Genomic DNA, 21,307 nt, shown 5'->3' with positions numbered 1-21,307 from the left:
CTGAGTGACGATCATGTTCACTATTAATGACCATGCCCAATCCCGCACTCAGGCAGCCCGCACCGGGCTCCCGTCCCGTGCCGGGCTGGGACTCAAGACCGGGCACTTTCGTGAAGTGCTCGGCTCACAACCGGACATCGGTTTCTTCGAAGTCCACGCCGAAAACTACATGGTGGCCGGCGGTCCGTTTCATCATTTTCTCGGTTTGATCCGCGAGCAGTATCCGCTGTCGCTACACGGTGTCGGCTTGTCCATCGGCGCTGAAGGGCCGCTGGATAAACAACATCTTCAACGCCTTGCCGAGCTGATTCAGCGCTATCAACCGCAAGCCTTTTCCGAACATCTGGCCTGGTCGAGCCATGGCCCGGTGTTTCTCAATGATCTGTTGCCGCTGGCCTATGACACGCCGACGTTGAATCGCGTCTGCGAGCATATCGATCAAGTGCAGAACACGCTCAAACGGCCAATGCTGTTGGAGAATCCGGCAACCTGTCTGGCGTTTCAACGCTCAACCCTCGATGAGGCAGATTTCATCGCCGAGGTCATCCGCCGCAGCGGCTGTGGCCTGCTGCTGGACGTCAACAATGTCTACGTTTCTTGCGTGAACCATCAGCGCGATCCGCTGGTGTATCTCGATGCGCTGCCATTACACACGGTGGGTGAAATTCATCTGGCCGGGTTTGCCGAAGATAGCGACAGCCTTGGCGATCGCTTGCTGATCGACGATCACGGCGCGCCGATCGATCAAGCCGTCTGGGGGTTGTACCGGCAAGTGCTGCAACGCATCGGCCCGGTGGCGACGTTGATCGAGCGCGACAATCAAGTGCCGGCGTTTGCGGTGCTACTGGCGGAAGCTCGGAAAGCTGATGCGCTTTTGCTGGATGCCGGAGCACGCACATGAGCACTCAACGCGCTTTCGCGGCGGCACTCATCGACACGCGACTGCCCTGCCCAGAAGGTTTGTGTAGCGCCAACGGCGCTGATCCGGCGAGCCGTTTCGCGGTGTATCGCAACAACGTGCAGGGCTCGCTGATCAATGCGTTGAGCGACAGCTATCCGGTGGTTGCGCAATTGGTCGGCGCTGAATTCTTTCGCGCCATGGCGGCTATTTTCGTCCAGCAGCAGCCGCCACAAAGTCCGTTGATGAGTCGCTATGGCGAAGCGTTCGCGGATTTCATCGACGCCTTCGAGCCGGCCTCCAGCGTGCCTTACCTGGCCGATGTCGCGCGCCTTGAGCACCTGCGCACACAGGCCTATCACGCCGCCGATGCCGAGCCGGTGCGACAAGAGCAAATCACCGCAGCGCTAGCCTCCCCACACACCTTGAGCGAACTCTGCCTGGCACTTCATCCATCGCTGCACTTGCTCGATTCGGCTTATGCCGTGGTTGCGATCTGGGCAGTGCATCAACAGAACGCGACGCTGGAAGGCATCGAGATCAATCGGCGGCAACACGCACTGGTTCTGCGCAATGGTCTGGACGTCGAAGTGTTCGCCCTTGAGCCCGGCGCCAGCATGTTTATCCGCCACCTGATCGACGGCCAAGCGCTACTGACAGCGGCCGAAAACAGTCCTGAATTCGATCTCGGGCAAACCCTCGGCCTGCTGATCGCGCGTAACGCCATCACCCACTTGCATAACAAGGAACTGCCATGAACACGCTCATCACCTGTGCCATCACACTGTTGGAAAAAATCCCTCACAGCCTGATCGCTTTCATTGCACGTTTCTCGATTGCCGCTGTGTTCTGGAAGTCAGGGCAGACCAAGGTTGAAGGCTTGGCGATCGATCTGATCGAGGGCAGCTTTCAACTCGGCTGGCCACGTCTGGCCGACTCGACCATTCCGTTGTTCAAGAGCGAATACCACGTGCCGCTGCTGTCGCCAGGGATTGCCGCGCACATGGCCGCTTTTGCCGAGCATTTTTTTCCGCTGCTGATCCTGATCGGCTTCGCCACGCGGTTTTCGGCACTGGCGCTGTTGGGGATGACCATGACCATTCAACTGTTTGTGTATCCCGATGCGTATCCGACTCACGGCACCTGGGCGGCGGTGCTGCTGTACCTGATGGCGACCGGGCCGGGCAAGTTGTCGATTGATCATCTGATCGCCCGCCGTCTTTCCCGCTAAGCAAAATCCCTGTAGGAGTGAGCCTGCTCGCGATAGCGGTGTGTCAGGTAACTCATCCGCGACTGACACTCCGCTATCGCGAGCAGGCTCACTCCTACAAGGGAACGGTTCCGCGCTGCAGGCGATCCAGCGCTTCGCCACTGCGCTTGAACCAGCCCATCAGATAGTCCGCCAGCACCTGCGTGCGTTTCGGCAAGCCGCCCTGATACGGATGCACCAGGTACATCGGCATGCGTCGTGTCTGATAATCACGCAGGAGCCAGCGCAATCGGCCGTCAGCCAATTCCGCCTGCAGCAAGTAGGAAGGCAATCGCGCGATACCAGCGCCGCTGAGCGCGGCTTTCTTGAGCAGGTTGTAATGGTTGCTGGCAAACGGTCCTGACACGCGAACCCGCAGCAATTCATGCTGCTGGTGATACAGCCATTCCTCGCGCCCGCTGTAGTGGCTGTTGAGCAAGCAGCGATGTTCGGCCAGAGCCTGTGGTGTCAGCGGTTCACCGAAACGCTCGAGATAAGCCGGGCTGGCGCAGGTCATTTCCTGCCAGGCCAGCAACGGTTTGGCCACCAGTCGTTGGTCATTGGCCACCTCGCTGCGGATCGCCAGATCAAAGCCGTCCCGGGACAAATCGCGATAACTGTTGTTCAGCTCCAGTTCGATCTGCACATCGGGGTATTGATGCGAGAACTCCAGCAATAAACCATCGAAGAAGGTTTCGCCCAACGACACCGGCACCGTCATGCGGACCGGTCCGGCCATATCGTCCTTTAACCGCGCCAAGGCCTGACGCGCCCTTTCCACCTGAACGACCAGCGCCTGCGCTTGTGGTAACAATGCTGCGCCGGCAGCGGTCAGGCTCAAGCGTCGAGTGGTGCGTTGCAGCAACACCACGGAAAACTGCGCTTCGAGCTGGCTGATGCGTTTGGACAGCTGGCCCTTGCTGCAGCCCAATTGCTGCGCCGCCAGGGTAAAACTACCCGCTTCGATCAACACCGCGAACGCCGCCAGATCATCCATCTCGCTCATGGATTGTTTCCAGTTGAAAACCAAAGGTTGCCTATTAGCGCGCTTATCCGCAGAAAAAACCACTCTAGACTGAAGCCTCGTTCAATCACTTGAGGTACGGCTTGATGAAAATTCTGTTGATAGGCGCTGGTGGCACCATCGGTTCGGCCGTGGACAAAGAACTGTCGCAACGCCACGAAGTCATTCGTATCGGTCGCAAAAGCGGCGATTTCAATGTCGATATCAGTGACAGCGCATCGATCCGCAAACTGTTCGAACAGACCGGCAAGTTCGATGCACTGGTGTGCGCGGCGGGCAACGTGACCTTCGCCCCGCTTGGTGAGATGAATGAAGACAGCTTCGCCCTCGGTCTCAAAGACAAACTGATGGGCCAGGTCAATCTACTGCTGATCGGCCGCGAATTCGCCAACGATGGCGCCTCGTTCACCTTCACCACCGGCGTACTCAGCCACGATCCGATCCGCAGCGGTGCCTCGGCAGCACTGGTCAACGGTGCGCTGGACAGCTTCGTCCGCGCAGCGGCCATCGAACTGCCACGCGGCTTGCGAGTGAACTCGATCAGTCCGACCGTACTGCTGGAAGCCATGGGTAGCTACGCCCCGTATTTCCGTGGTTACAAGCCGGTTCCTGCGGCGGATGTGGCGCTGGCCTACGCGAAGAGTGTCGAAGGCCTGCAGACAGGTCAGACATTTCACGTGGGTTAAACCCTTGTGATGAACGGTCAGGCTGCGTAACGTGGCGACACTTGTCTGGAGAGCCGAAGATGCGTGTTGCCCGTTCGTTAGTCGTTGTTGCCCTGCTGCCGTTGTTTGCCGCATGCCAGTTGTTCGATGGCCAGCGAGAAAGTGCCTCGCACGTCGGGCAGACGCGGATGCAGGGGCAACTGACCGCCGCTGACGGCAAACTGGTGTTCCAGCCATGCCAGGATCAGCGCCAACTCGTCGTCAATGACATGGGTGGCACCAGCATTCTGCAGGAAGCCGCGACCCTCGCCGACGAGCAAGGCAAACTGTTTGCCGACGTTCGTGGCAAAGTCGCCGGTGATCGACTCGATCTGACGCAGCTGTATCGCGTCGAACGCTCGGGCACTGCCTGCGATGACCCCAACTTCAAACTGCTGATCCTGCGCGCCACCGGCCACGGCCCGGAATGGAACGTCAAAGTCAGCGGCAAAGGCATGGTCATCGACCGCGAAGGTCAGCCGCCACTTGCCGTGCCGTATATTGAAGATCAATTGGGCGACGGCCGCTTCAACCTGAGCAGCGAAGCCAACAATCAGCGCATCGAATTGTGGGTCGCGCCGCAACGCTGCGTCGACAGCAGCACCGGCAGCGTGCAGCACATGAGCGCCGAGTTGCGCATCGACGGCCAGGTGCAGCGCGGTTGCGGGTATTTCGGCGGATCGCGCAACGACTGAGCGTTTTAGCCTCACCGGATCCGGCCTTTGCGGCTTATAATCGCGGCCTTCAAACGCCCTGGCGCAGTTGTGCGCCCCGCGAACCCGGATCCTCGCCATGTTACGAATCACTGAACTCAAGCTGCCAATCGACCATCCCGAAGAAGACCTGCGCGTTGCGATCGTGCAACGTCTGGGCATCGCCAGCGATGATTTGCTCGATTTCACCTTGTTCAAGCGCAGCTACGATGCGCGCAAAAAGTCCTCCGAACTGTGCTTCATCTACACCATCGACCTCAACGTACGCGACGAGGCCAACGTGTTGGGCAAGTTCGCCGATGACCGTAACGTCAACGTGGCGCCGGATGTCAGCTACAAATTCGTAGGTGAAGCGCCAAGCGACCTGAGCCAGCGTCCGATCGTTGTCGGTTTCGGCCCGTGCGGGATCTTCGCCGGCCTGCTGCTGGCGCAAATGGGCTTCAAGCCGATCGTCCTCGAACGCGGCACCGAAGTCCGCCAGCGCACCAAAGACACCTGGGGCCTGTGGCGTAAAAGCGTGCTCAACCCGGAATCCAACGTGCAGTTTGGCGAAGGCGGTGCGGGCACGTTCTCCGACGGCAAGCTCTACAGCCAGATCAAGGACCCGAAGTTCCTCGGCCGCAAAGTCCTGCACGAGTTCGTCAAGGCTGGCGCGCCGGAAGAAATCCTCTACGTCAGCAAGCCGCACATCGGTACGTTCCGTCTGACCGGCATGGTTGAAAACATGCGCGAGCAGATCCGCGAACTGGGCGGCGAAGTGCGCTTCCAGGAACGCGTCACCGATGTGCTGATCGAAGACGGCCAATTGGTCGGTGTGCAACTGGCGAGCGGCGAAACCCTGCATTCGAAACACGTGGTTCTGGCCCTCGGCCACAGCGCCCGCGACACCTTCCGCATGCTCCACAGCCGTGGCGTGTTCATGGAAGCCAAGCCGTTTTCGGTGGGTTTCCGCATCGAACACCCGCAATCACTGATCGACCGCGCGCGTCTGGGCAAGTACGCCGGCCACCCGAAACTCGGGGCTGCCGACTACAAACTGGTGCACCACGCCAAGAACGGCCGCTCGGTCTACAGCTTCTGCATGTGCCCGGGCGGCACCGTGGTCGCGGCGACCTCCGAACCCAACCGCGTGGTCACCAACGGCATGAGCCAGTACTCGCGTAACGAGCGCAATGCCAACTCAGGCATCGTTGTCGGGATTACGCCGGAAGTCGATTACCCGGGCGGCCCGCTGGCCGGGATCGAGTTGCAGGAACGCCTGGAATCCCACGCCTTTATCCTCGGCGGCAGCGATTACAAGGCGCCGGCGCAACTGGTTGGCGACTTCATCAACGACATCCCATCGACCGAACTGGGCGAAGTCGAACCGTCGTACAAACCGGGTGTGGCGCTGGGTGATCTGGCCTTGGCCTTGCCGGATTTTGCCATTGAGGCAATCCGCGAAGCGTTGCCGGCGTTCGAGAAGCAGATTCGCGGCTACTCGCTGCACGATGCGATATTGACCGGGATCGAGACGCGTACTTCGTCACCGCTGCGCATCACTCGTAACGAAACGCTGCAGAGCATGAACGTGAAGGGCTTGTTCCCGGCCGGTGAAGGCGCGGGTTATGCGGGCGGGATTCTGTCGGCGGGTGTGGATGGGATTCGCATTGCAGAAGCCGTGGCGCGCGACATCCTCGGCCTGACTGACTGACACAAAACCCTGTAGGAGTGAGCCTGCTCGCGATAGCGGTAGTCCATTCAACATCAATGTTGAATGTTATTACGCCATCGCGAGCAGGCTCACTCCTACAGTTGATTTCGGTGTGTCAGATATTGGCGCGTAGCACTGAAGTCGGCAGCGCCTCACCGCGCTCGGCACTCGCCGCCACCGCTTCGATCAACCCATTCAATTCATACCCCTGCGCCTTCAGCCAATCCTGATCGTAATAGGTGTCGGCATACCGCTCGCCACCATCGCACAAAATCGCCACGATCGATCCCGACTCCCCCGCCGCTTTCATCTGCTGCGCCGCCATCAAGGCGCCGATCAGATTGGTCCCGCTCGACCCGCCAACATGCCGTCCCAGACGCTGCGCCAGATAATGCATGGCCGCCAGCGACAAGGCGTCAGGCACCTTGACCATCGCATCGATCACCTTGGGCAGAAACGAGGCCTCAACGCGTGGCCGGCCAATGCCTTCAATGCGCGAACCGCAATCGAGGCGCAAATCGGCGTCGCCGGTCTGGTAGTAATCAAAGAACACCGAACGCTCGGCATCCGCGCACAGCACGCGGGTGCAATGCTGGCGATAGCGCACGTAACGACCCAGCGTCGCGGTGGTGCCGCCGGTGCCGGGGCTGGAAATCAGCCAGCTCGGTTCCGGATGTTTCTCATAGCGCATCTGCTGGAAGATCGATTCGGCGATGTTGTTGTTAGCCCGCCAGTCGGTCGCGCGCTCGGCGTAGGTGAACTGGTCGATGAAATGGCCGCCATGCTCGCGGGCCAAACGCTCGGATTCGGCGTAGATCTGCGTAGGATCTTTCACCAGATGGCTTTGGCCACCGTAGAACGCGATCTGGGCGATCTTCTCTTTGGACGTGGTCGCCGGCATCACCGCAATGAACGGCAAACCGAGCATCCGCGCAAAATACGCCTCGGAAATCGCCGTCGAACCGCTGGATGCCTCAATGACCGGCGCGCCGGGCTTGAGCCAGCCGTTACACAACGCATAGAGGAACAACGAACGGGCCAGGCGATGTTTGAGGCTGCCGGTCGGATGGCTGGATTCATCCTTGAAATACAACTCGATGCCCGCAAAACCCGGCAGCGGCAAAGGAATCAGGTGGGTGTCGGCGCTGCGCTGAAAATCCGCTTCGATGATGCGGATGGCTTCGCGGGCCCACTGTCGGTTGTCGCTCATGGTGAGGGTTCTCGTTGAATCGGGCAGGAGATGAATGTGTACAAAAGGCTCACTCATCAGCTTAGGAAAAATCCGATAGCGCGCACAGATACAGCTGAGTCTCAATATGTCAGACAACTGCTAGGCTCAGCGTGGCTTGAGCCAGACACCTTGTAACGCCATATAACAAAAAAGAATACAACTTTTGTTTTAACAACTAACAGTACGGGTTAGGGTGTCCCACCTTTTTGACGATTCGATGGAGAGCGACCTTGCCTCTGCGTAGCACTTTCACGCGTTTCTTTCAGTTGGAAGCTGCCAGCGGTCTGTTATTGATCGCTGCAGCCATCCTGGCCCTGATTATCAACAACTCGCCATTGTCGTGGCTCTACACCGGCCTGCTCGACACCCCGGTGGTGGCGCAGATCGGTGCGTTGAAAATCGCTAAACCCCTGCTGCTGTGGATCAACGACGGTCTGATGGCGATGTTCTTCCTGCTCATCGGCCTGGAAGTGAAGCGCGAAGTCCTCGACGGTCAGCTGTCGAAACCGTCGCAGATTGTCCTGCCCGGCGCCGCAGCGATCGGCGGCATGCTGGTGCCGGCGCTGATCTACTGGTTCCTCAACCGCGACAATCCGGCAGCCCTCGACGGCTGGGCGATCCCGACCGCGACCGACATCGCTTTCGCCCTCGGCGTGCTGGCCCTGCTCGGCAAGCGCGTGCCGGTATCGCTGAAGCTGTTCCTGATGACCCTGGCAATCATCGATGACCTCGGCGCCATCGTGATCATTGCGATCTTCTACTCCGGCGAACTGTCGACTCTGTCGCTGGGTCTGGCGGCAGCGTGCATTGCAGCGCTGGTGGCGATGAACCGGCTCGGGGTGGTCAAACTCGGGCCGTACATGATCATCGGTTTGATCCTCTGGGTCTGCGTCCTCAAGAGCGGTGTCCACGCCACGCTGGCGGGCGTAACCCTGGCCTTCTGCATTCCATTGCGCACGAAAAACGCCGAGCCGTCGCCACTGCTGACCCTCGAACATGCGCTGCACCCGTGGGTGGCCTACGGCATTCTGCCGCTGTTCGCCTTCGCCAACGCCGGCCTGTCGCTGACCGGCGTCACCATGGAAAGCTTCACTCATCACGTGCCGATGGGCATCGCGGTCGGCCTGCTGCTGGGCAAGACCGTCGGCGTGTTCGGCCTGACCTGGCTCGCGGTCAAAACCGGCATCGCCGCGCTGCCGCAAGGCGCCAACTGGGGTCAGGTGCTGGGCGTGGCGATCCTGTGCGGGATCGGCTTCACCATGAGCCTGTTTGTCGGCTCGCTGGCGTTTGAACCGGGCGTGAGTGATTACGCTGGCATGGACCGGATGGGGATTTTGACCGGGTCGATTCTGGCGGCGTTGATTGGTTATGCGGTGACGGCGGCGGCGAGTCGCCGGAATACAGCATTGCCCAACGCATAGAAAACCTGCGGCGAGGGGATTGTCCCCTCGCCCTTCTGATACCACAGCGACAAATCCCCACGTCTTTAGCGACGCGTCCTACAGCCACCATTTTCCTGCTTCGTTAACGTTGCGCAGCCCTTTGCGAAGGGCTGTCGATGGATGAGCGAAAGGACGATCAGTGGCTGGCAACAAGGACATTCCCCGGGTTCAAAACCCACCGCAAGGCGACGGGCATCACGTCACCTACCGCTACATGACGGCCACTGAACTGGCCGAGCGCGACGCCAGACAAAACGCTTACGACGCCATGCTGGCGCGGCAGGAGGCTTTCGAGCGCAGCCGTGAGGTGGCGGTTAAGAAGACAGAGCCCGTTCGGGCTGGCTGCGTCTTCGCCAAGTCCTGCAAATTGCCGGATGCGATCATCGATTACTCCAGTCCTGCGGGGATGGTGCCGACCGACAGCCTGAAGGATTACGGCGACCTGATCCTGCTGGGCGCGCGTGAAGCCGATGAAAGCGGCGCAGTTCTTCTCAAGAAAATCGGTGCAACTGCTATTCCAGTTGGATTTGGCAGTCTGGCTCTGGCGGGATCGGTGTTTGAAGCACTGCCCGCTGCTGTATCAAGCGCGGCTGTTGCGCCTTTGGTTGGTTTGGTTGCGTTGTTCATGCCATCGAATCTTGGCGACAGTGCGCTCTATACCGACGAACAACTGCGTGGACTTGAACAGGCGCGAACGCGTGTTCGGTTGAGGGTCGAACAGCAGGCCGACGGCAGCCTGAAGGGCTACGGTTTCTACACCGGCAAGAATCGCGATTGGGAAATGGTTGATGTCGTGCAGTTCAAGTTGCGTGACAGCCAGTTCATTGCTGACTTGGGCGAAGGTGTAGAACTGATCTGGACGCCTGCTGTGGATGGCTCGGACATCCTCGGTATTCCCGCGCTGGAGGCTGCACCGCAGGCACCGCACATCTGGGTTTATCCGCCGACGAAAGCGGCGGATGGAATTCTGGTGAATCCGGTTTATCCGCCGGAGTACCGGGATTTTATTCTGGTGTTTCCCCCGAACTCCGGGGTTCGGCCGGTTTATATTGTTCTAAATGTTCGACGCCACGGTACCGCCGAAGCTGGACATACCTACCATCCTGCTCCCGAAACAAGCGATATCACTGCATTTCCCGGTTTGAGAAGAGCAAAAAAGAAAACCCCATACGCGGGTGGTCTCCGAGATCGCTGGACGGATGCGAAAGGCAGAACAATATATGAATGGGATTTTCTACATGGAGAACTTGAGACGTACCGGGCAAGTGATGGCACTCACTTGGGATCGTTCGACCACAAAACCGGTAAGCAGTTAGATCCGCCAAAAAAGAAGAAACGCAGCATTAAGAAATATCTATGAGGGATCTATGGGATTAAGAGCCAGGCTTGAATGGTATGACAAGAAAACTGAACTGGGCGAAGGAGAAGAATTATCGAAAGACTTCGGTGATGACGGTTCAATTATCGAATCACTTGGAATACCAATCGAAAATAATGTGAACAACGGAGGATTCGATGTGCCCTCGCAATGGGTCAATATCCTGCAACCCCATTTTAGACAAACCATTGATTTATCTTCTTTCGACTTTCAGGTCGCTTTCGTCTACCGCGACCATTGGTAAGCAACCAACAAAAAACCCCGACCAGTCACCTGATCGGGGTTTTCTTTACCCTGCATCCCGCTTAGTGCGAAACGCGGCTGGTCCCGCCAACGGTGGAGATGCGCACGCGCTCGCCAACGCGGAACACTTCATTCTCCTGCACCTGCTGCACATAGGCACGCATGCTGCCGTCGTCTTCACGTACGGTGATTTCCACACCCTGGGTGCGGGTCAAACCTTCTTCAGTCGCCGAACCGATCAGACCGCCCGCCACCGCACCGATAACCGCAGCAACGATGCTGCCCTTGCCGCCGCCGATGGCGCTGCCGCCGACGCCGCCGACCGCTGCACCAGCGAGGCCGCCGATCGGGGTTTTGGTGCCTTCGATTTTCACCGGGCGCAGGGATTCGATGGTGCCCATGCGAATCGTCTGCACACGACGCGCTTCGTCACGGGAGTAGGAGTCACCGGTCAGGCTCGATTGGCAGCCGGTAAGCAACATCGCCATCGTGGAAAAGGAAGCAACCAGCAGAACAGACTTACGCATAGCATCAACTCCAAAGAAACATATAGTCATTAAACTCCGTGGCTTGACGCCTGTCACGACGCAGCCCGGATAAATTGGCTTTCATTCAGGCGCGGTACAGACGCCTGCACGCTTTCCCTGACATAGCCCCTACAGTAGCGCCAAATTGCCAAATCTGCGCCACCGACACCAAGGATTTTCATGGATTACTTCATCATCGTCGTCACCACGGCCGCCGGTTTGTACTTCCATGGGTGGTTGTATGTGCGGATCAAACGCTGGATGGATCGCGACCTGGCGCTGTCATTGGCCGGCAAGGATGAAGGCAAACGCGCCTTCATGCTCGAGCAGTTGGCGAACGCTCAGGCGCAGAAGATCAAGCGCCGGGATCTGCCGAAGTGGCTGGAGGCCGCCGCGGCAGGCTATCCCGCTCGGTAGACTGCTCAGGGTGCCAGACGTTCAAGAATCCAGTCGGCGCCCTGCACACGGTAGTTGAGGCGATCGTGCAGACGGCTCGGACGGCCCTGCCAGAATTCGATGCGCTCGGGCAGCAAACGGTAACCGCCCCAGTGTTCCGGGCAGTCGGGCTGAGTATCGGAGAAGCGCTGCTCGGTAGCCTTGAGCAAATCTTCCAGTTCACCGCGCCCGTTGATCACCCGGCTCTGCGGTGATGCCCAGGCACCGAGACGGCTGCCCAGTGGCCGCACCTGATAATACGCATCCGACTCCGCGGGCGTGACTTTCACCACCCGCCCTTCGATGCGCACCTGACGCTCCAGGGTCGGCCAGAAGAAGGTCATGGCGGCGAACGGGTTGGCCGCCAGGTGCTGGCCCTTGGCGCTGTCGTAGTTGGTGAAGAAGGTGAAACCCTGCTCGTCCAGGCCCTTGAGCAGCAGAATGCGACAGTGCGGTCGCCCATCCTTGTCGACCGTGGCCAGGGTCATGGCGTTGGCTTCCACCGGTGCCTGTTCGGTTTTCACCGCGTCGGCGAACCACTGGTGGAACAACCCAAACGGCTCGGCCGGCGCTTGCGCCTCGGTCAGACCATCCCGGGTGTAATCACGACGCATATCTGCCAGAGCCTGGGTCATGGCGCATTCCTTTTCGTTAGCGGATCACTTCTTGGTGGCATCGGTCGCGGCGACTTTCTTGTCGGTCGCGGCGGCTTTGGCTGGTGCAGTTTTCTTCGCTGGGGCCTTGGCTGGAGCTTTTTTCGCTGGAGCCTTGGCAGCGGCTTTCTTGGCCGGAGCCTTTTTGGTTACCGGAACAGCGGCTTTTTTCGCCGCAGGAGCCGGGGTTACCGGTTTGGCGGCGGGCTTGGCGTCCTGCGCAGCAACCATGGTCACTGGCTTCGGTGCCGGCATGTTGTACTTGCTCAGCAGGGCAACCATGGTGTTCTGCGGGGTCACCAGCAGCTCAACGCGACGGTTCAGGGCACGACCCTCAACGCTGTCGTTGGCCGCACGCGGCGCTTCGGAACCCATGCCGCGCAGCATCAGGCGATCACGCTGCAAGCCGCTGAGACGGAAGATCGCCGCAATGGACTGGGCACGTTCCTGGCTCAGTTTGATGTTGGCAGGCGCGGCACCGCTGGAATCGCTGTGGCCAAGGACCAGCACGGCAGTTTTCGGGTCGGCTTCAAGGATTTTCGCCACTCGGGTGAACGGGCCGAGGGTGACCGGCAGCAGCATGGCTGGACGATCCGGGTTGAACGAACCTTCGACCGGTGCCGTCACGACCAGCACGTTTTCACGGCGTTCGAGTTGCAGGTTGCTGTCCTTGACCGCTTCACGCAGACGCGGCTCGTAATCGTCGAGCCAGGCCTGGGTCACTTTCGGATCCGGCATCGGCACGGCTTTGGTCGTGGGTTGATCCTTGCCGCCGAACGGCCACCACCATTTGCCACCCGCGTCGGCTTCAGCTTTGGCAACGGCTACTGGCTTTTTCGCTTCCGGGGCAACCTCAGCCTTCATGTCCGCTTTGACGGCTTCATCATCGGAACCGAACGGCCAGTACCACGGGCTGCTGCTTTCAGTCTTGGCCACGGGTGCAGTGGCCGCAGGTTTCAGAGGGGCTGGAGCCGGTGCTGGCTCCTTGGCCGCAACTTTGTCGGACGAACCGAACGGCCACCAACTGCCGCCGTCCGCATCGTTTTTCGGGGTCTGTGCACAACCGGTGATCGCTACACACAGGGCCAGGGCGAGGGTCTTTTTAGATGACATTGAAAATCCACAAAATGAAGTAATGAAAAATCAGAGCACTTTCGCCCGGATAAACAGCCGTTTTGAAACGAAAAACCGCTTGAGGTTCCGACCCTGGGACCTCGGATGCAACTTTACAGACAAGTGGCAAGCACCCGCGCGAGCTTCTGCGCGCGCGGATCCATCAAGACGTACGGCCCAAGGGTATTTGTCACAAAACCAAAGGCGACATCATGCTCAGGATCAGCGAAACCGATGGAGCCGCCCGCGCCCGGATGACCAAACGCCTTGGGGCCGAGGCCATAAGTGGCGTTGGGCACGTCCGGTTGATCGAGCATGCAGCCCAGACCGAAACGGGTCTGGGTCAACAGTGTCTTGTCTTCACCGAGGCTGTGTTCGCGGGTCAGCTCTTCAAGCATGTCGCTTTCGAGCAGACTGCCGTCGAGCAGGCCCGCGTAGAAACCGGCCAGACTGCGCGCATTGCCGTGGCCATTGGCCGCCGGTTGCTGCATGCGCCGCCATTCCGGTTTGTTGGTGCTGGTGAGCACTGAAGGGGGGTTGGTAAAAGCGCGGGTAGTCATCGCGGTGGGCTCGCGCATGGTCACCTGCAGCAGACGTTGCGCGGCGGCATCGCCAGCGTTGCCCTTGCCGCGCGCGATATGCGCCACGCGATGGAATTCCTCGTCAGCCAGACCGACGTGAAAATCCAGACCCAAAGGTTTGGCGACACGGGCGACGATGGATTCGCCCGGCCCACGACCGTCGGCGCGGCGCAACAATTCACCGATCAACCAGCCGTAAGTGATCGCGGCATAACCGTGACCGGTACCCGGCGTCCACCATGGCGCTTCGGCTGCAAGGGCATCGACCATGGTTTGCCAGTCATACAGCGCTTCCGGCGCGAGCAATTGACGCAGAGCTGGCAGACCGGCCTGGTGGCAAAGCAATTGGCGCAGGGTCACGGATTCTTTGCCGGCGGCGGCGAATTCCGGCCAGTAGCGGGCGACCGGAACATCCAGTTGCAGCTTGCCTTCACCGACCAGTTGCAGGGCGGTGACGGCGGTAAAGGTTTTGGTGCAGGAGAACAGGTTGGCGATGGTGTCGCTGTGCCAGGCTTCGGCGCCATCCTTGTCGGCAGTACCGGACCAGAGGTCGAGGACGGTTTCTCCACCGACCTTGATGCACAGGGCTGCGCCGCGTTCCTGGGGATCGTCGAACAGTGCGGCGAAAGCTTCGCGCACCGCTTCGAATTGAAGCTCGTAATGTCCCTGAATCTGCACCCGCAACTCCCCCGCGAAAACGCTCTACAAAGTGGCCCGCATTGTTCCAGCCCTTGAGGGATTTGGGAACAGCTGCGGGCCAGACGGTTAAAAGCCAAGTCAAAAGATCGCAGCCTGCGGCAGCTCCTACATGGATTGCGTTCCCATGCAGGAGCTGCTGCAGGCTGCGATCTTTTTAGAGCATCAAAGGTCAGTGACCATTGCCGGAATGTCCACCGGCATGCCCTGCCCCCGGCCCTTTACCAGCCTCGCCTTTGCGCCCGCCCTCAGCCTCATGCTCCGCTGCTGCGGCCGCTTTCTCTGCCTCTTTGCCAAGCTGATCAATCGCCTGCAAATTGCTCTTGCGCACGGTTTCGACAAAGCCCTGATACGGCAGATCCGTCACGCCCACCAGACCAAAGTGACCGTTCTCGCCATCGAGCAGACGCCCGGTCACCGGTTGATCGAGATACTGGAACCAATGCACGCCGACAATCGACGGCTCGCTCAAGGCCTGCTTGAGGAAATTGGCGTATGCAGGGCCGCGATCTTCTTCCCTGACCACTGGCGTGACGCCGCCCCAGAACGGGCCACGATCCGCTGAGCCGAAGTTGAATTCGGTGATCAGTACCGGTTTATCCAAAGCCCCCAACGCAGCAAAGTCATAACCATCCTGCGGTTTGAGCGTGTACATATTGAAGCTCAGCACATCGCAATACTGCGCGCAGGACGCCACGGCTTCCGGCGTACTGGTGGCGAAACGGCCGCCAAGCAGCAACTGGTTCGGCGCGTGCCATTTCAGCGAGTCGGAAATGGTTTTGAAGTAGGTATCGGCGAAAACCTTCTGGAAGTATTTGAAGTCAGCCTCGATTTCCGGGTGCTCCGGGTTCGGCAGCGGCGGTACAAAACCCGGATCTTCCATCAATTCCCACGCGGGCAGATCAATGCCCCACGCTTTCGACAGCCCGGCCTGATTGCGGTACTTGTCGCGCAATTGCTTGAGGAACGCACGCTTGGCCGGCACGTCGGTGGTCATTTTCAACGTGCCATAGGCCAGCGCGTAACGGGATTTCGGATCATCATCGGGACCAGCCCAGGCCAGTTCGTTGTCGGCGTAATAGCCGATCAGCCACGGATCGTCGCGGTGATCGCGGGCGGCGATGGCGACGGCGCGCTCGGTGGCCATGGCGAAACGCGGATCGAACGGATCGGGCATGCCGCCCCACCAGTCGCTGCCGGTGCTGATGCTGGTGTAATCACCGACGATCGACAGCGGTAAGGTGTACGGCACGCGCTCGGCTTCAGTCAGCGAATCGGCACTCCAGTTGCCGACGGTGTTGAAGCCCCAGGCTTGCAGGCGATCGAGCGTGTGGCTGGTCCACTGCTGCTCATCGATAGAGGCCTTGCACGGCTCGGCAGCTTTTTCTGTCGTCACTTGTACGGTTTCAGTTTTGGCTGCCTCAGCGACACCGGACTTCGGCTCCGCAGGCGCCGAAACAGGCTCAGCCGCTTTCACCGCCGCAGATTCGGCGGCTTCGGACTTGGCCGCTTCAGCGACGCCGGATTTACCTTCGCTGTCTGTTTTGCACGGATCTCCGTAAACACGCTGCAAGTTGGCGCCATAGAAGTCGTACCAGCGCCCGTTTGCATAACCCCGGCCCTGATCAACACCATTGCCGCCACGGTTGTCACCCTCGCCAAAATGCTTGGCCAACGGTTCTTCGGGTTTAGGCAGGGATTCGAACATGTACTCACGACCGGCCACGTAGGTCTGGTTGACCTGCGGGCTGACGGTATTCACGCCCAACGAGTAAAACGGATGCCCTTCAGGCGTGACCAGATACCAGCGACCATCACGCTTTTCGGTGCGGAAGAAACCGCTGGCCTTGAAGGCCGGGCCTTTGTTCCAGCCACCGAACTTGTCCAGCGAGGACTTTTCGCGCTCGGCCAGCCAGGTTTTCAGCTGTTGCTGTTCCTTGGCGGCGGCGGATTTCAGCTGTTCGTCATTGGCGACTTTTTCCGGCCACTTGCTGCGGGTCGATTGCCCGTAAGCGTCGACCAGATTGCCGTACACCGCTTGGGTGACCGATTCACCGTCCTGCACGCCGAAACGCTCGAGCAGCAAGCTCTGAGCGACCTTCGGCTGATCCATCGACAGGCTCACCGAGACCACTTGGCTGCGGTCGATTTCGCCGCTGCTGCTGGCCAGCAGGATCCGTTGACCATCGACCGTCATTGGCATTGGCGGCCCGGCCTTCATGCCTTGGCCAAGCGGTGCGGACGCCACCAGCGGCACCAGCAACGTCTGCGCAGGACCGGCCGGCAGGTCGACGCGGCTGAGCAACGTGCGACCGTCGTTGCTCTGGATTTGCACGTAGACCGTCACCGCCCAGTCCATTGCGCTCTGCAAACGCAAGGTCATCATGCCCGACTGCGACCAGTCCCACGCGCCGGTCTGCGGCGTCAGGCGCAAGGTCGGGCGCGCCACCGGGTTGAACGTCACCCGGCGCAGCACTTCACCTTCCGGTGTCTGTTCGGCGTTGGCTTGCGGCAGATCGGCATTTTCGGTCGCGACTTTGACCACGTCGGCAGGACGGACAAAGTTGAACAGGGTCTGCTGACCCGCAGGCGCTGCGAACAGCGGCGTGGCGAAGATCAAAGCGAATACGGCAGGCAACGAACGGCGGATCATAAGAACGGAGTTCTCCCTAACGACCAACAATGGCCAATGGAAAAGCGATGGCAGAGAGATAGACAACACGGTGGGCAAAACTGCCCACCGTTGTCTCAGGATATTTCACGACGGAAAGGAGGCAACGCATTGAGGATCGCCTTGCCGTAGCGCTGGGTGACCAGCCGCCGATCCAGCAAAGTGATGGTGCCGCGGTCTTCTTCGGTACGCAGTAGACGCCCGCAGGCCTGCACCAGTTTCAGCGAGGCATCGGGCACGGAGATTTCCATGAACGGATTACCGCCACGGGCCTCGATCCATTCCGACAACGCCGCTTCGACCGGATCGTCCGGTACCGAAAACGGGATCTTGGCGATCACCACGTGTTCGCAGTAGGCACCCGGCAAGTCGACGCCCTCGGCGAAACTGGCGAGACCGAACAGCACACTGGAATCACCGCCATCGACCCGCGCCTTGTGCTTGTTCAGGGTTTCCTGTTTCGACAGGTTGCCTTGAATGAACACTTGCTTGCGCCAGTCGCGGTCGAGACCGTCGAACACGTCTTGCATCTGTTTGCGCGAGGAGAACAGCACCAGGGTGCCGCGCGAGCCTTCAACCAGATCAGGCAACTCACGGATGATCGCTGCCGTGTGTGCGGCGGCATCGCGTGGATCGGCCTTCAGATCCGGCACGCGCAACACACCGGCATCGGCGTGATGGAACGGGCTCGGCACCACAGCGGTGACGGCTTTTTTCGGCAGACCGGCGCGCATGCGGAAACGGTCGAAAGTGCCCAGCGCGGTCAGAGTCGCCGAGGTCACCAGACAGCCATAAGCCACGTTCCACAGGCTGCGGCGCAGGGTTTCGGCGGCGAGGATCGGGCTGGCATTGACCTCAATGTCGAACAGCGAACCGCTTTCGGCCAACGTCAGCCAGCGTGCCATCGGCGGACTGTCTTCCGGGTCTTCGGCGGTGAACGCCGTCCACAGTTCCCAGTTGCCCGAAGCGCGGGACAACAGGCTGCCGAACAGCGGATACCACTCTTCGGCCTGATTGCTGGCAATGCCGATGTTGACCTCGCCGTCCATGCCTTCCTTGAGCAGGTCGGTCAGGCGCGTGAACAGATCGTTGAGGCGCGAAAAGCCCTTCTTCAGCTCGATGCCCATTTCGCGCATGTGCTCGGGAATCACCCCGGCGACGAAGCGATGACGCGGCCGCTCACGGCCCTCGACGTCTTCGCCGGGTTTGAAATCGGCGACCTGCTCGCAGGCGCTGAACATGAACTGCTGCTGGGCCTTGATCTCGCGCGCCAGCTCCGGCACCTGCTCGATCAACTTGCCAAGATCGCCCGGCAGCGGATGCTGGGCCAGCAGCTTGGTCAGGTTTTTCGCCGTGGTTTCCAGCCAGTCGGCAGTGGAACGCAGGCGCGTGTAGTGAGCGAAGTGGCCGATGGCTTTGTCCGGCAGGTGGTGACCTTCGTCGAACACGTAAATGGTGTCACGCGGGTCCGGCAGCACAGCGCCGCCGCCCAATGCCAGGTCAGCCAAAACCATGTCGTGGTTGGTGACGATCACGTCGACCTTGCCCATGCCTTCGCGGGCCTTGTAGAAGGCGCACTGGCCGAAGTTCGGGCAATGACGATTGGTGCACTGGCTGTGATCGGTGGTCAGGCGCGCCCAATCGGCGTCTTCCAGCGCATTCGGCCAGCTGTCACGGTCGCCGTCCCACTTATTGCCCGCGAGTTTCTCGATCATGCTGGTGAACAGCTTCTGACTGGCCTCATCGACCTCGATCTTGAAGCCTTCTTCTTCGAACAGCTGGGCGGTGGCGGTTTGCGCGTGGCCTTCCTGCAAGAGCATGTCGAGTTTGGACAGGCACATGTAGCGACCACGGCCCTTGGCCAGCGCGAAGCTGAAATTAAGCCCGCTGTTGCGCATCAGGTCGGGCAAATCCTTGTAGACGATTTGCTCTTGCAGGGCCACGGTCGCGGTGGCGATGACCAGGCGTTTGCCGGCCAGTTTCGCGGTCGGGATCGCGGCCAGGCTGTAGGCCACTGTCTTGCCAGTACCGGTGCCGGCTTCCACCGCGACAATCGCGGGGTCGCCACTGCGCCGGCCTTCGTCGTCGGTGTCGATATCCCCGAGGACTTTCGCGATTTCAGCGATCATCAGGCGCTGGCCGTAACGCGGCTTGAGGCTCTTGGCCTCTAGAAAACGCGAATAGGCGCCCTGGATCGTGGTTTTGAGTTCAGTGCTGATCATTGAGTGTCGGGCGCAAAAAACGCTGGATAAATTTTCAGTGGTTTGAATCGGCGGCTATCATACCCCGCGAATCGATCCTGCGCAGAACGGAGTAACCCAATGACACTTTTTAGCCTCGTCTACCCCCTGCATGTATTAGCCGCACTGGTATGGGTCGGCGGCATGTTTTTCGCCTGGATGGTCTTGCGCCCGGCGGCTGTGAAGGCCCTCGACGGCCCTGCCCGACTGACCTTGTGGGTGGAAGTGTTTCAAGGTTTTTTCCGTTGGGTCTGGGTTGCGGTGCTCCTGTTGCCGATCAGCGGCGTGGGCATGTTGCATTTGCAGCAGGTCGGCTTTGAGACCGCGCCGAAATATGTGCAGGTGATGATGGGCTTGTATGTGGTGATGACGGCGCTGTTTATCCGCATTCAGGGCTTGATGTTGCCGGAGTTGCGCACGGCGGTTGATGCAAAGGACTGGCCGGCGGGTGCGGCGGTGCTGGGGCGGATTCGGCGGGTGGTGGGGCTTAATCTGATTGTGGGGTTAGTATTGGTGGCGATTGCGGCGGCAAGGCCGTGATCGTTCCCACGCTCTGCGTGGGAATGCCGCAAGGGACGCTCTGCGTCCAGTGACGCGGAGCGTCACGGGCTGTGTTCCCACGCGGAGCGTGGGAACAATCAGTGATCTTACAAGCGCTGCACAGTCACCGCCCCCGCCGCCCCCACTGGCCCAGGCTGTCCATCCGCCCCGGCCTTGCCATTCTTGCCGCCATCGGCGCGGTACACCAGGCAGCCCTTGGACTTGCCGCCCTTCCCTGCCTTGCCACCCACACCCGCCGGGCCGCCAGCACCGCCCGCGACATTGACCTTGATCAGCTCGGCCGGAAACTCGCGCGGCACTTCAAGGCGTACCAGCGCTCCCGGTGCACCCGGTTGGCCGTCGCTCCCGTTGCTGCCGTCAAAACCGTGCCCGGCCGAACCATAAGTGCAGCCCGGGTCTTCACCATTACCGCCATCAAGGCCGACAAAACCCGGCGCACCGGTGCCGCCACGGGCATCGACCAACAGTTGCGGCGCGTTCAATGCCTTGAATTGCAGATTCAGATTGCGCCCGGCACGGGCGGCTTTTTCATAAGTACCCGGTGCACCCCGTGCAGTAATCCGGCTGCCATCGCTTAGCTCTGCACGAACGACCTTCATCTCCAAAGCGTTCTCGCTCGGAACGATCGCGATACGGGCTTCATGGCCAAGACGCAACTCGCCCACGGTCAGTTCGGTCACGTTGGCAGGAATCAGCAACGTGCCGTAATCGGCCACTTCCAGTTTTTCCAGCTGCAACGTGCTGGCCGTGTTGGGCAAACGCATCAGCGAATTGGTTTCAACGCTGACCACCTGGGCACAGGCCAAAGGGCTGATGAATGCAGCGAGCAGGCAAAGTTTACGCATGGGAAGAAGCCTCCGGAGCGGCCGGGGCCGGGATGGATTGCAAGTGGAATACGCCGAACAGCAGGATGCGGCCACGGTCACGCCAAGGGTGCGGACGGCCTTTGAGGCTGCGATTGCACAGCAGCACTTCGAGTAGATGAATCAGCAACAGCAGGCCGCCAGCCAGATTGACCAGCAGATGCAGCGGATGTACGAACGGCACCAGCTGATTGGCCAGCACCACGCAGCAGAACAGCAGGGTCAACAACCGCCCCAGCCCCCAGAACACTTTCATACGCTCCCCCGTGTTGCGAATTATTCTTTGGGCGCACAGTAACGGCTTCTGCGGGGGATAAGCCAGAGGCACAAATGAAAAAACTTCGCCGCGCCGCCAAATGGCTGCCGGAACGACTTTGATAATCGTCCGGCAG

General features: G+C 60.1%; 21 protein-coding genes. 11 read left to right on the top strand and 10 right to left on the bottom strand.

Annotated elements, in window-relative coordinates; genetic code table 11:
* Window positions 1-13 precede the first annotated feature (13 nt).
* From bufB to AB4N44_RS23770, 3 genes are read left to right on the top strand one after another with little or no spacing between them, the layout of a single operon-like run.
* Window positions 14-901: an MNIO family bufferin maturase gene (bufB, locus tag AB4N44_RS23780; protein WP_460107251.1), complete on the top strand. Its 888-nt coding sequence runs from the start codon at window positions 14-16 to the stop codon at window positions 899-901.
* Window positions 898-1,656 (top strand): HvfC/BufC N-terminal domain-containing protein, encoded by a 759-nt coding sequence (locus tag AB4N44_RS23775; RefSeq protein ID WP_316917768.1) that lies wholly within the window; start codon window positions 898-900, stop codon window positions 1,654-1,656. The genes bufB and AB4N44_RS23775 overlap by 4 nt, the downstream gene beginning before the upstream one ends.
* Window positions 1,653-2,129, top strand: coding sequence for a DoxX family protein (locus AB4N44_RS23770; protein ID WP_460107253.1), 477 nt, complete (start codon window positions 1,653-1,655; stop codon window positions 2,127-2,129). Before AB4N44_RS23775 ends, AB4N44_RS23770 begins: the two co-directional genes overlap by 4 nt.
* A gap of 94 nt (window positions 2,130-2,223) precedes the next feature.
* Here the strand turns inward: AB4N44_RS23770 and AB4N44_RS23765 are convergent, their stop codons facing one another.
* A complete protein-coding gene (locus AB4N44_RS23765) occupies window positions 2,224-3,153 on the bottom strand; it encodes a LysR family transcriptional regulator (RefSeq protein ID WP_127926110.1) in 930 nt (309 codons plus the stop codon).
* Between the two features lie 104 nt (window positions 3,154-3,257).
* Here AB4N44_RS23765 and AB4N44_RS23760 point away from each other — a divergent pair, with 104 nt between their 5' ends.
* The 3 genes from AB4N44_RS23760 to AB4N44_RS23750 all read left to right on the top strand — a co-directional run bounded on the left by AB4N44_RS23760 (window position 3,258) and on the right by AB4N44_RS23750 (window position 6,281).
* Window positions 3,258-3,857, top strand: coding sequence for a short chain dehydrogenase (locus tag AB4N44_RS23760; RefSeq protein ID WP_127926109.1), 600 nt, complete (start codon window positions 3,258-3,260; stop codon window positions 3,855-3,857).
* Window positions 3,858-3,916: 59 nt separating this feature from the next.
* A complete protein-coding gene (locus tag AB4N44_RS23755; RefSeq protein WP_150749376.1) occupies window positions 3,917-4,570 on the top strand; it encodes a COG3650 family protein in 654 nt (217 codons plus the stop codon).
* Between the two features lie 97 nt (window positions 4,571-4,667).
* Window positions 4,668-6,281 (top strand): NAD(P)/FAD-dependent oxidoreductase, encoded by a 1,614-nt coding sequence (locus tag AB4N44_RS23750; RefSeq protein WP_150749377.1) that lies wholly within the window; start codon window positions 4,668-4,670, stop codon window positions 6,279-6,281.
* A 115-nt stretch (window positions 6,282-6,396) separates the two neighbouring features.
* On the opposite strand, the gene AB4N44_RS23745 is transcribed toward AB4N44_RS23750, so the two are convergent.
* The gene (locus AB4N44_RS23745) at window positions 6,397-7,491 is read right to left on the bottom strand and encodes a PLP-dependent cysteine synthase family protein (RefSeq protein WP_150775289.1); all 1,095 of its coding nucleotides are present in this window, start codon (window positions 7,489-7,491) and stop codon (window positions 6,397-6,399) included.
* Window positions 7,492-7,742: 251 nt separating this feature from the next.
* Here AB4N44_RS23745 and nhaA point away from each other — a divergent pair, with 251 nt between their 5' ends.
* The 3 genes from nhaA (at window position 7,743) to AB4N44_RS23730 (ending at window position 10,576) form a co-directional block, all read left to right on the top strand.
* Complete coding sequence (gene nhaA / locus AB4N44_RS23740) at window positions 7,743-8,933, top strand: Na+/H+ antiporter NhaA (RefSeq protein ID WP_150775288.1); 1,191 nt, start codon at window positions 7,743-7,745, stop codon at window positions 8,931-8,933.
* A 160-nt stretch (window positions 8,934-9,093) separates the two neighbouring features.
* Complete coding sequence (locus AB4N44_RS23735) at window positions 9,094-10,314, top strand: S-type pyocin domain-containing protein (protein WP_460107258.1); 1,221 nt, start codon at window positions 9,094-9,096, stop codon at window positions 10,312-10,314.
* A gap of 7 nt (window positions 10,315-10,321) precedes the next feature.
* Window positions 10,322-10,576: a colicin E3-like toxin immunity protein gene (locus AB4N44_RS23730; RefSeq protein WP_127926103.1), complete on the top strand. Its 255-nt coding sequence runs from the start codon at window positions 10,322-10,324 to the stop codon at window positions 10,574-10,576.
* A 61-nt stretch (window positions 10,577-10,637) separates the two neighbouring features.
* On the opposite strand, the gene AB4N44_RS23725 is transcribed toward AB4N44_RS23730, so the two are convergent.
* On the bottom strand, window positions 10,638-11,102 hold the full coding sequence (locus AB4N44_RS23725) for an outer membrane lipoprotein (protein ID WP_007918566.1): 465 nt from the start codon (window positions 11,100-11,102) through the stop codon (window positions 10,638-10,640).
* A 180-nt stretch (window positions 11,103-11,282) separates the two neighbouring features.
* On the opposite strand from AB4N44_RS23725, the gene AB4N44_RS23720 reads away from it, so the two are divergent.
* Window positions 11,283-11,519: a hypothetical protein gene (locus AB4N44_RS23720; RefSeq protein ID WP_150749381.1), complete on the top strand. Its 237-nt coding sequence runs from the start codon at window positions 11,283-11,285 to the stop codon at window positions 11,517-11,519.
* A gap of 5 nt (window positions 11,520-11,524) precedes the next feature.
* Here AB4N44_RS23720 and pdxH read toward each other — a convergent pair whose 3' ends face one another.
* From pdxH to dinG, 5 genes are all read right to left on the bottom strand, one after another.
* On the bottom strand, window positions 11,525-12,172 hold the full coding sequence (pdxH, locus tag AB4N44_RS23715) for a pyridoxamine 5'-phosphate oxidase (protein WP_127926101.1): 648 nt from the start codon (window positions 12,170-12,172) through the stop codon (window positions 11,525-11,527).
* 24 nt (window positions 12,173-12,196) lie between these two features.
* Complete coding sequence (locus AB4N44_RS23710; RefSeq protein WP_460107261.1) at window positions 12,197-13,303, bottom strand: OmpA family protein; 1,107 nt, start codon at window positions 13,301-13,303, stop codon at window positions 12,197-12,199.
* 113 nt (window positions 13,304-13,416) lie between these two features.
* Window positions 13,417-14,562 (bottom strand): serine hydrolase domain-containing protein, encoded by a 1,146-nt coding sequence (locus tag AB4N44_RS23705; RefSeq protein ID WP_127926099.1) that lies wholly within the window; start codon window positions 14,560-14,562, stop codon window positions 13,417-13,419.
* Between the two features lie 190 nt (window positions 14,563-14,752).
* On the bottom strand, window positions 14,753-17,233 hold the full coding sequence (locus AB4N44_RS23700; protein WP_460107264.1) for a beta-galactosidase: 2,481 nt from the start codon (window positions 17,231-17,233) through the stop codon (window positions 14,753-14,755).
* 95 nt (window positions 17,234-17,328) lie between these two features.
* Window positions 17,329-19,473 carry an ATP-dependent DNA helicase DinG gene (gene dinG, locus AB4N44_RS23695; RefSeq protein ID WP_038358136.1) on the bottom strand — a complete coding sequence of 715 codons (2,145 nt, stop codon included), beginning with the start codon at window positions 19,471-19,473 and terminating at the stop codon, window positions 17,329-17,331.
* A gap of 99 nt (window positions 19,474-19,572) precedes the next feature.
* On the opposite strand from dinG, the gene AB4N44_RS23690 reads away from it, so the two are divergent.
* Entirely contained in the window at window positions 19,573-20,031 is a 459-nt protein-coding gene (locus AB4N44_RS23690; RefSeq protein ID WP_127926097.1) for a CopD family protein, read from the top strand.
* 107 nt (window positions 20,032-20,138) lie between these two features.
* On the opposite strand, the gene AB4N44_RS23685 is transcribed toward AB4N44_RS23690, so the two are convergent.
* Together AB4N44_RS23685 and AB4N44_RS23680 are read right to left on the bottom strand one after the other, a co-directional pair.
* Entirely contained in the window at window positions 20,139-20,897 is a 759-nt protein-coding gene (locus tag AB4N44_RS23685) for a collagen-like protein (RefSeq protein ID WP_150749385.1), read from the bottom strand.
* On the bottom strand, window positions 20,890-21,171 hold the full coding sequence (locus tag AB4N44_RS23680; protein ID WP_038358130.1) for a DUF1145 domain-containing protein: 282 nt from the start codon (window positions 21,169-21,171) through the stop codon (window positions 20,890-20,892). Before AB4N44_RS23680 ends, AB4N44_RS23685 begins: the two co-directional genes overlap by 8 nt.
* Window positions 21,172-21,307 lie beyond the last annotated feature (136 nt).

The sequence above is a fragment of the Pseudomonas sp. S3_C06 genome (genome assembly GCF_054667675.1).
Note: the sequence above shows the minus strand (reverse complement) of the source record. Positions and strands in the feature narration are given on the sequence as shown.

Coding starts and splice junctions, on each gene's coding strand:
- bufB (WP_460107251.1), top strand. CDS start 14: ATGTTCACTATTAATGACCATGCCCAATCCCGCACTCAGGCAGCCCGC.
- AB4N44_RS23775 (WP_316917768.1), top strand. CDS start 898: ATGAGCACTCAACGCGCTTTCGCGGCGGCACTCATCGACACGCGACTG.
- AB4N44_RS23770 (WP_460107253.1), top strand. CDS start 1,653: ATGAACACGCTCATCACCTGTGCCATCACACTGTTGGAAAAAATCCCT.
- AB4N44_RS23765 (WP_127926110.1), bottom strand. CDS start 3,153: ATGAGCGAGATGGATGATCTGGCGGCGTTCGCGGTGTTGATCGAAGCG.
- AB4N44_RS23760 (WP_127926109.1), top strand. CDS start 3,258: ATGAAAATTCTGTTGATAGGCGCTGGTGGCACCATCGGTTCGGCCGTG.
- AB4N44_RS23755 (WP_150749376.1), top strand. CDS start 3,917: ATGCGTGTTGCCCGTTCGTTAGTCGTTGTTGCCCTGCTGCCGTTGTTT.
- AB4N44_RS23750 (WP_150749377.1), top strand. CDS start 4,668: ATGTTACGAATCACTGAACTCAAGCTGCCAATCGACCATCCCGAAGAA.
- AB4N44_RS23745 (WP_150775289.1), bottom strand. CDS start 7,491: ATGAGCGACAACCGACAGTGGGCCCGCGAAGCCATCCGCATCATCGAA.
- AB4N44_RS23730 (WP_127926103.1), top strand. CDS start 10,322: ATGGGATTAAGAGCCAGGCTTGAATGGTATGACAAGAAAACTGAACTG.
- AB4N44_RS23725 (WP_007918566.1), bottom strand. CDS start 11,102: ATGCGTAAGTCTGTTCTGCTGGTTGCTTCCTTTTCCACGATGGCGATG.
- AB4N44_RS23720 (WP_150749381.1), top strand. CDS start 11,283: ATGGATTACTTCATCATCGTCGTCACCACGGCCGCCGGTTTGTACTTC.
- pdxH (WP_127926101.1), bottom strand. CDS start 12,172: ATGACCCAGGCTCTGGCAGATATGCGTCGTGATTACACCCGGGATGGT.
- AB4N44_RS23710 (WP_460107261.1), bottom strand. CDS start 13,303: ATGTCATCTAAAAAGACCCTCGCCCTGGCCCTGTGTGTAGCGATCACC.
- AB4N44_RS23700 (WP_460107264.1), bottom strand. CDS start 17,233: ATGATCCGCCGTTCGTTGCCTGCCGTATTCGCTTTGATCTTCGCCACG.
- dinG (WP_038358136.1), bottom strand. CDS start 19,473: ATGATCAGCACTGAACTCAAAACCACGATCCAGGGCGCCTATTCGCGT.
- AB4N44_RS23690 (WP_127926097.1), top strand. CDS start 19,573: ATGACACTTTTTAGCCTCGTCTACCCCCTGCATGTATTAGCCGCACTG.
- AB4N44_RS23685 (WP_150749385.1), bottom strand. CDS start 20,897: ATGCGTAAACTTTGCCTGCTCGCTGCATTCATCAGCCCTTTGGCCTGT.
- AB4N44_RS23680 (WP_038358130.1), bottom strand. CDS start 21,171: ATGAAAGTGTTCTGGGGGCTGGGGCGGTTGTTGACCCTGCTGTTCTGC.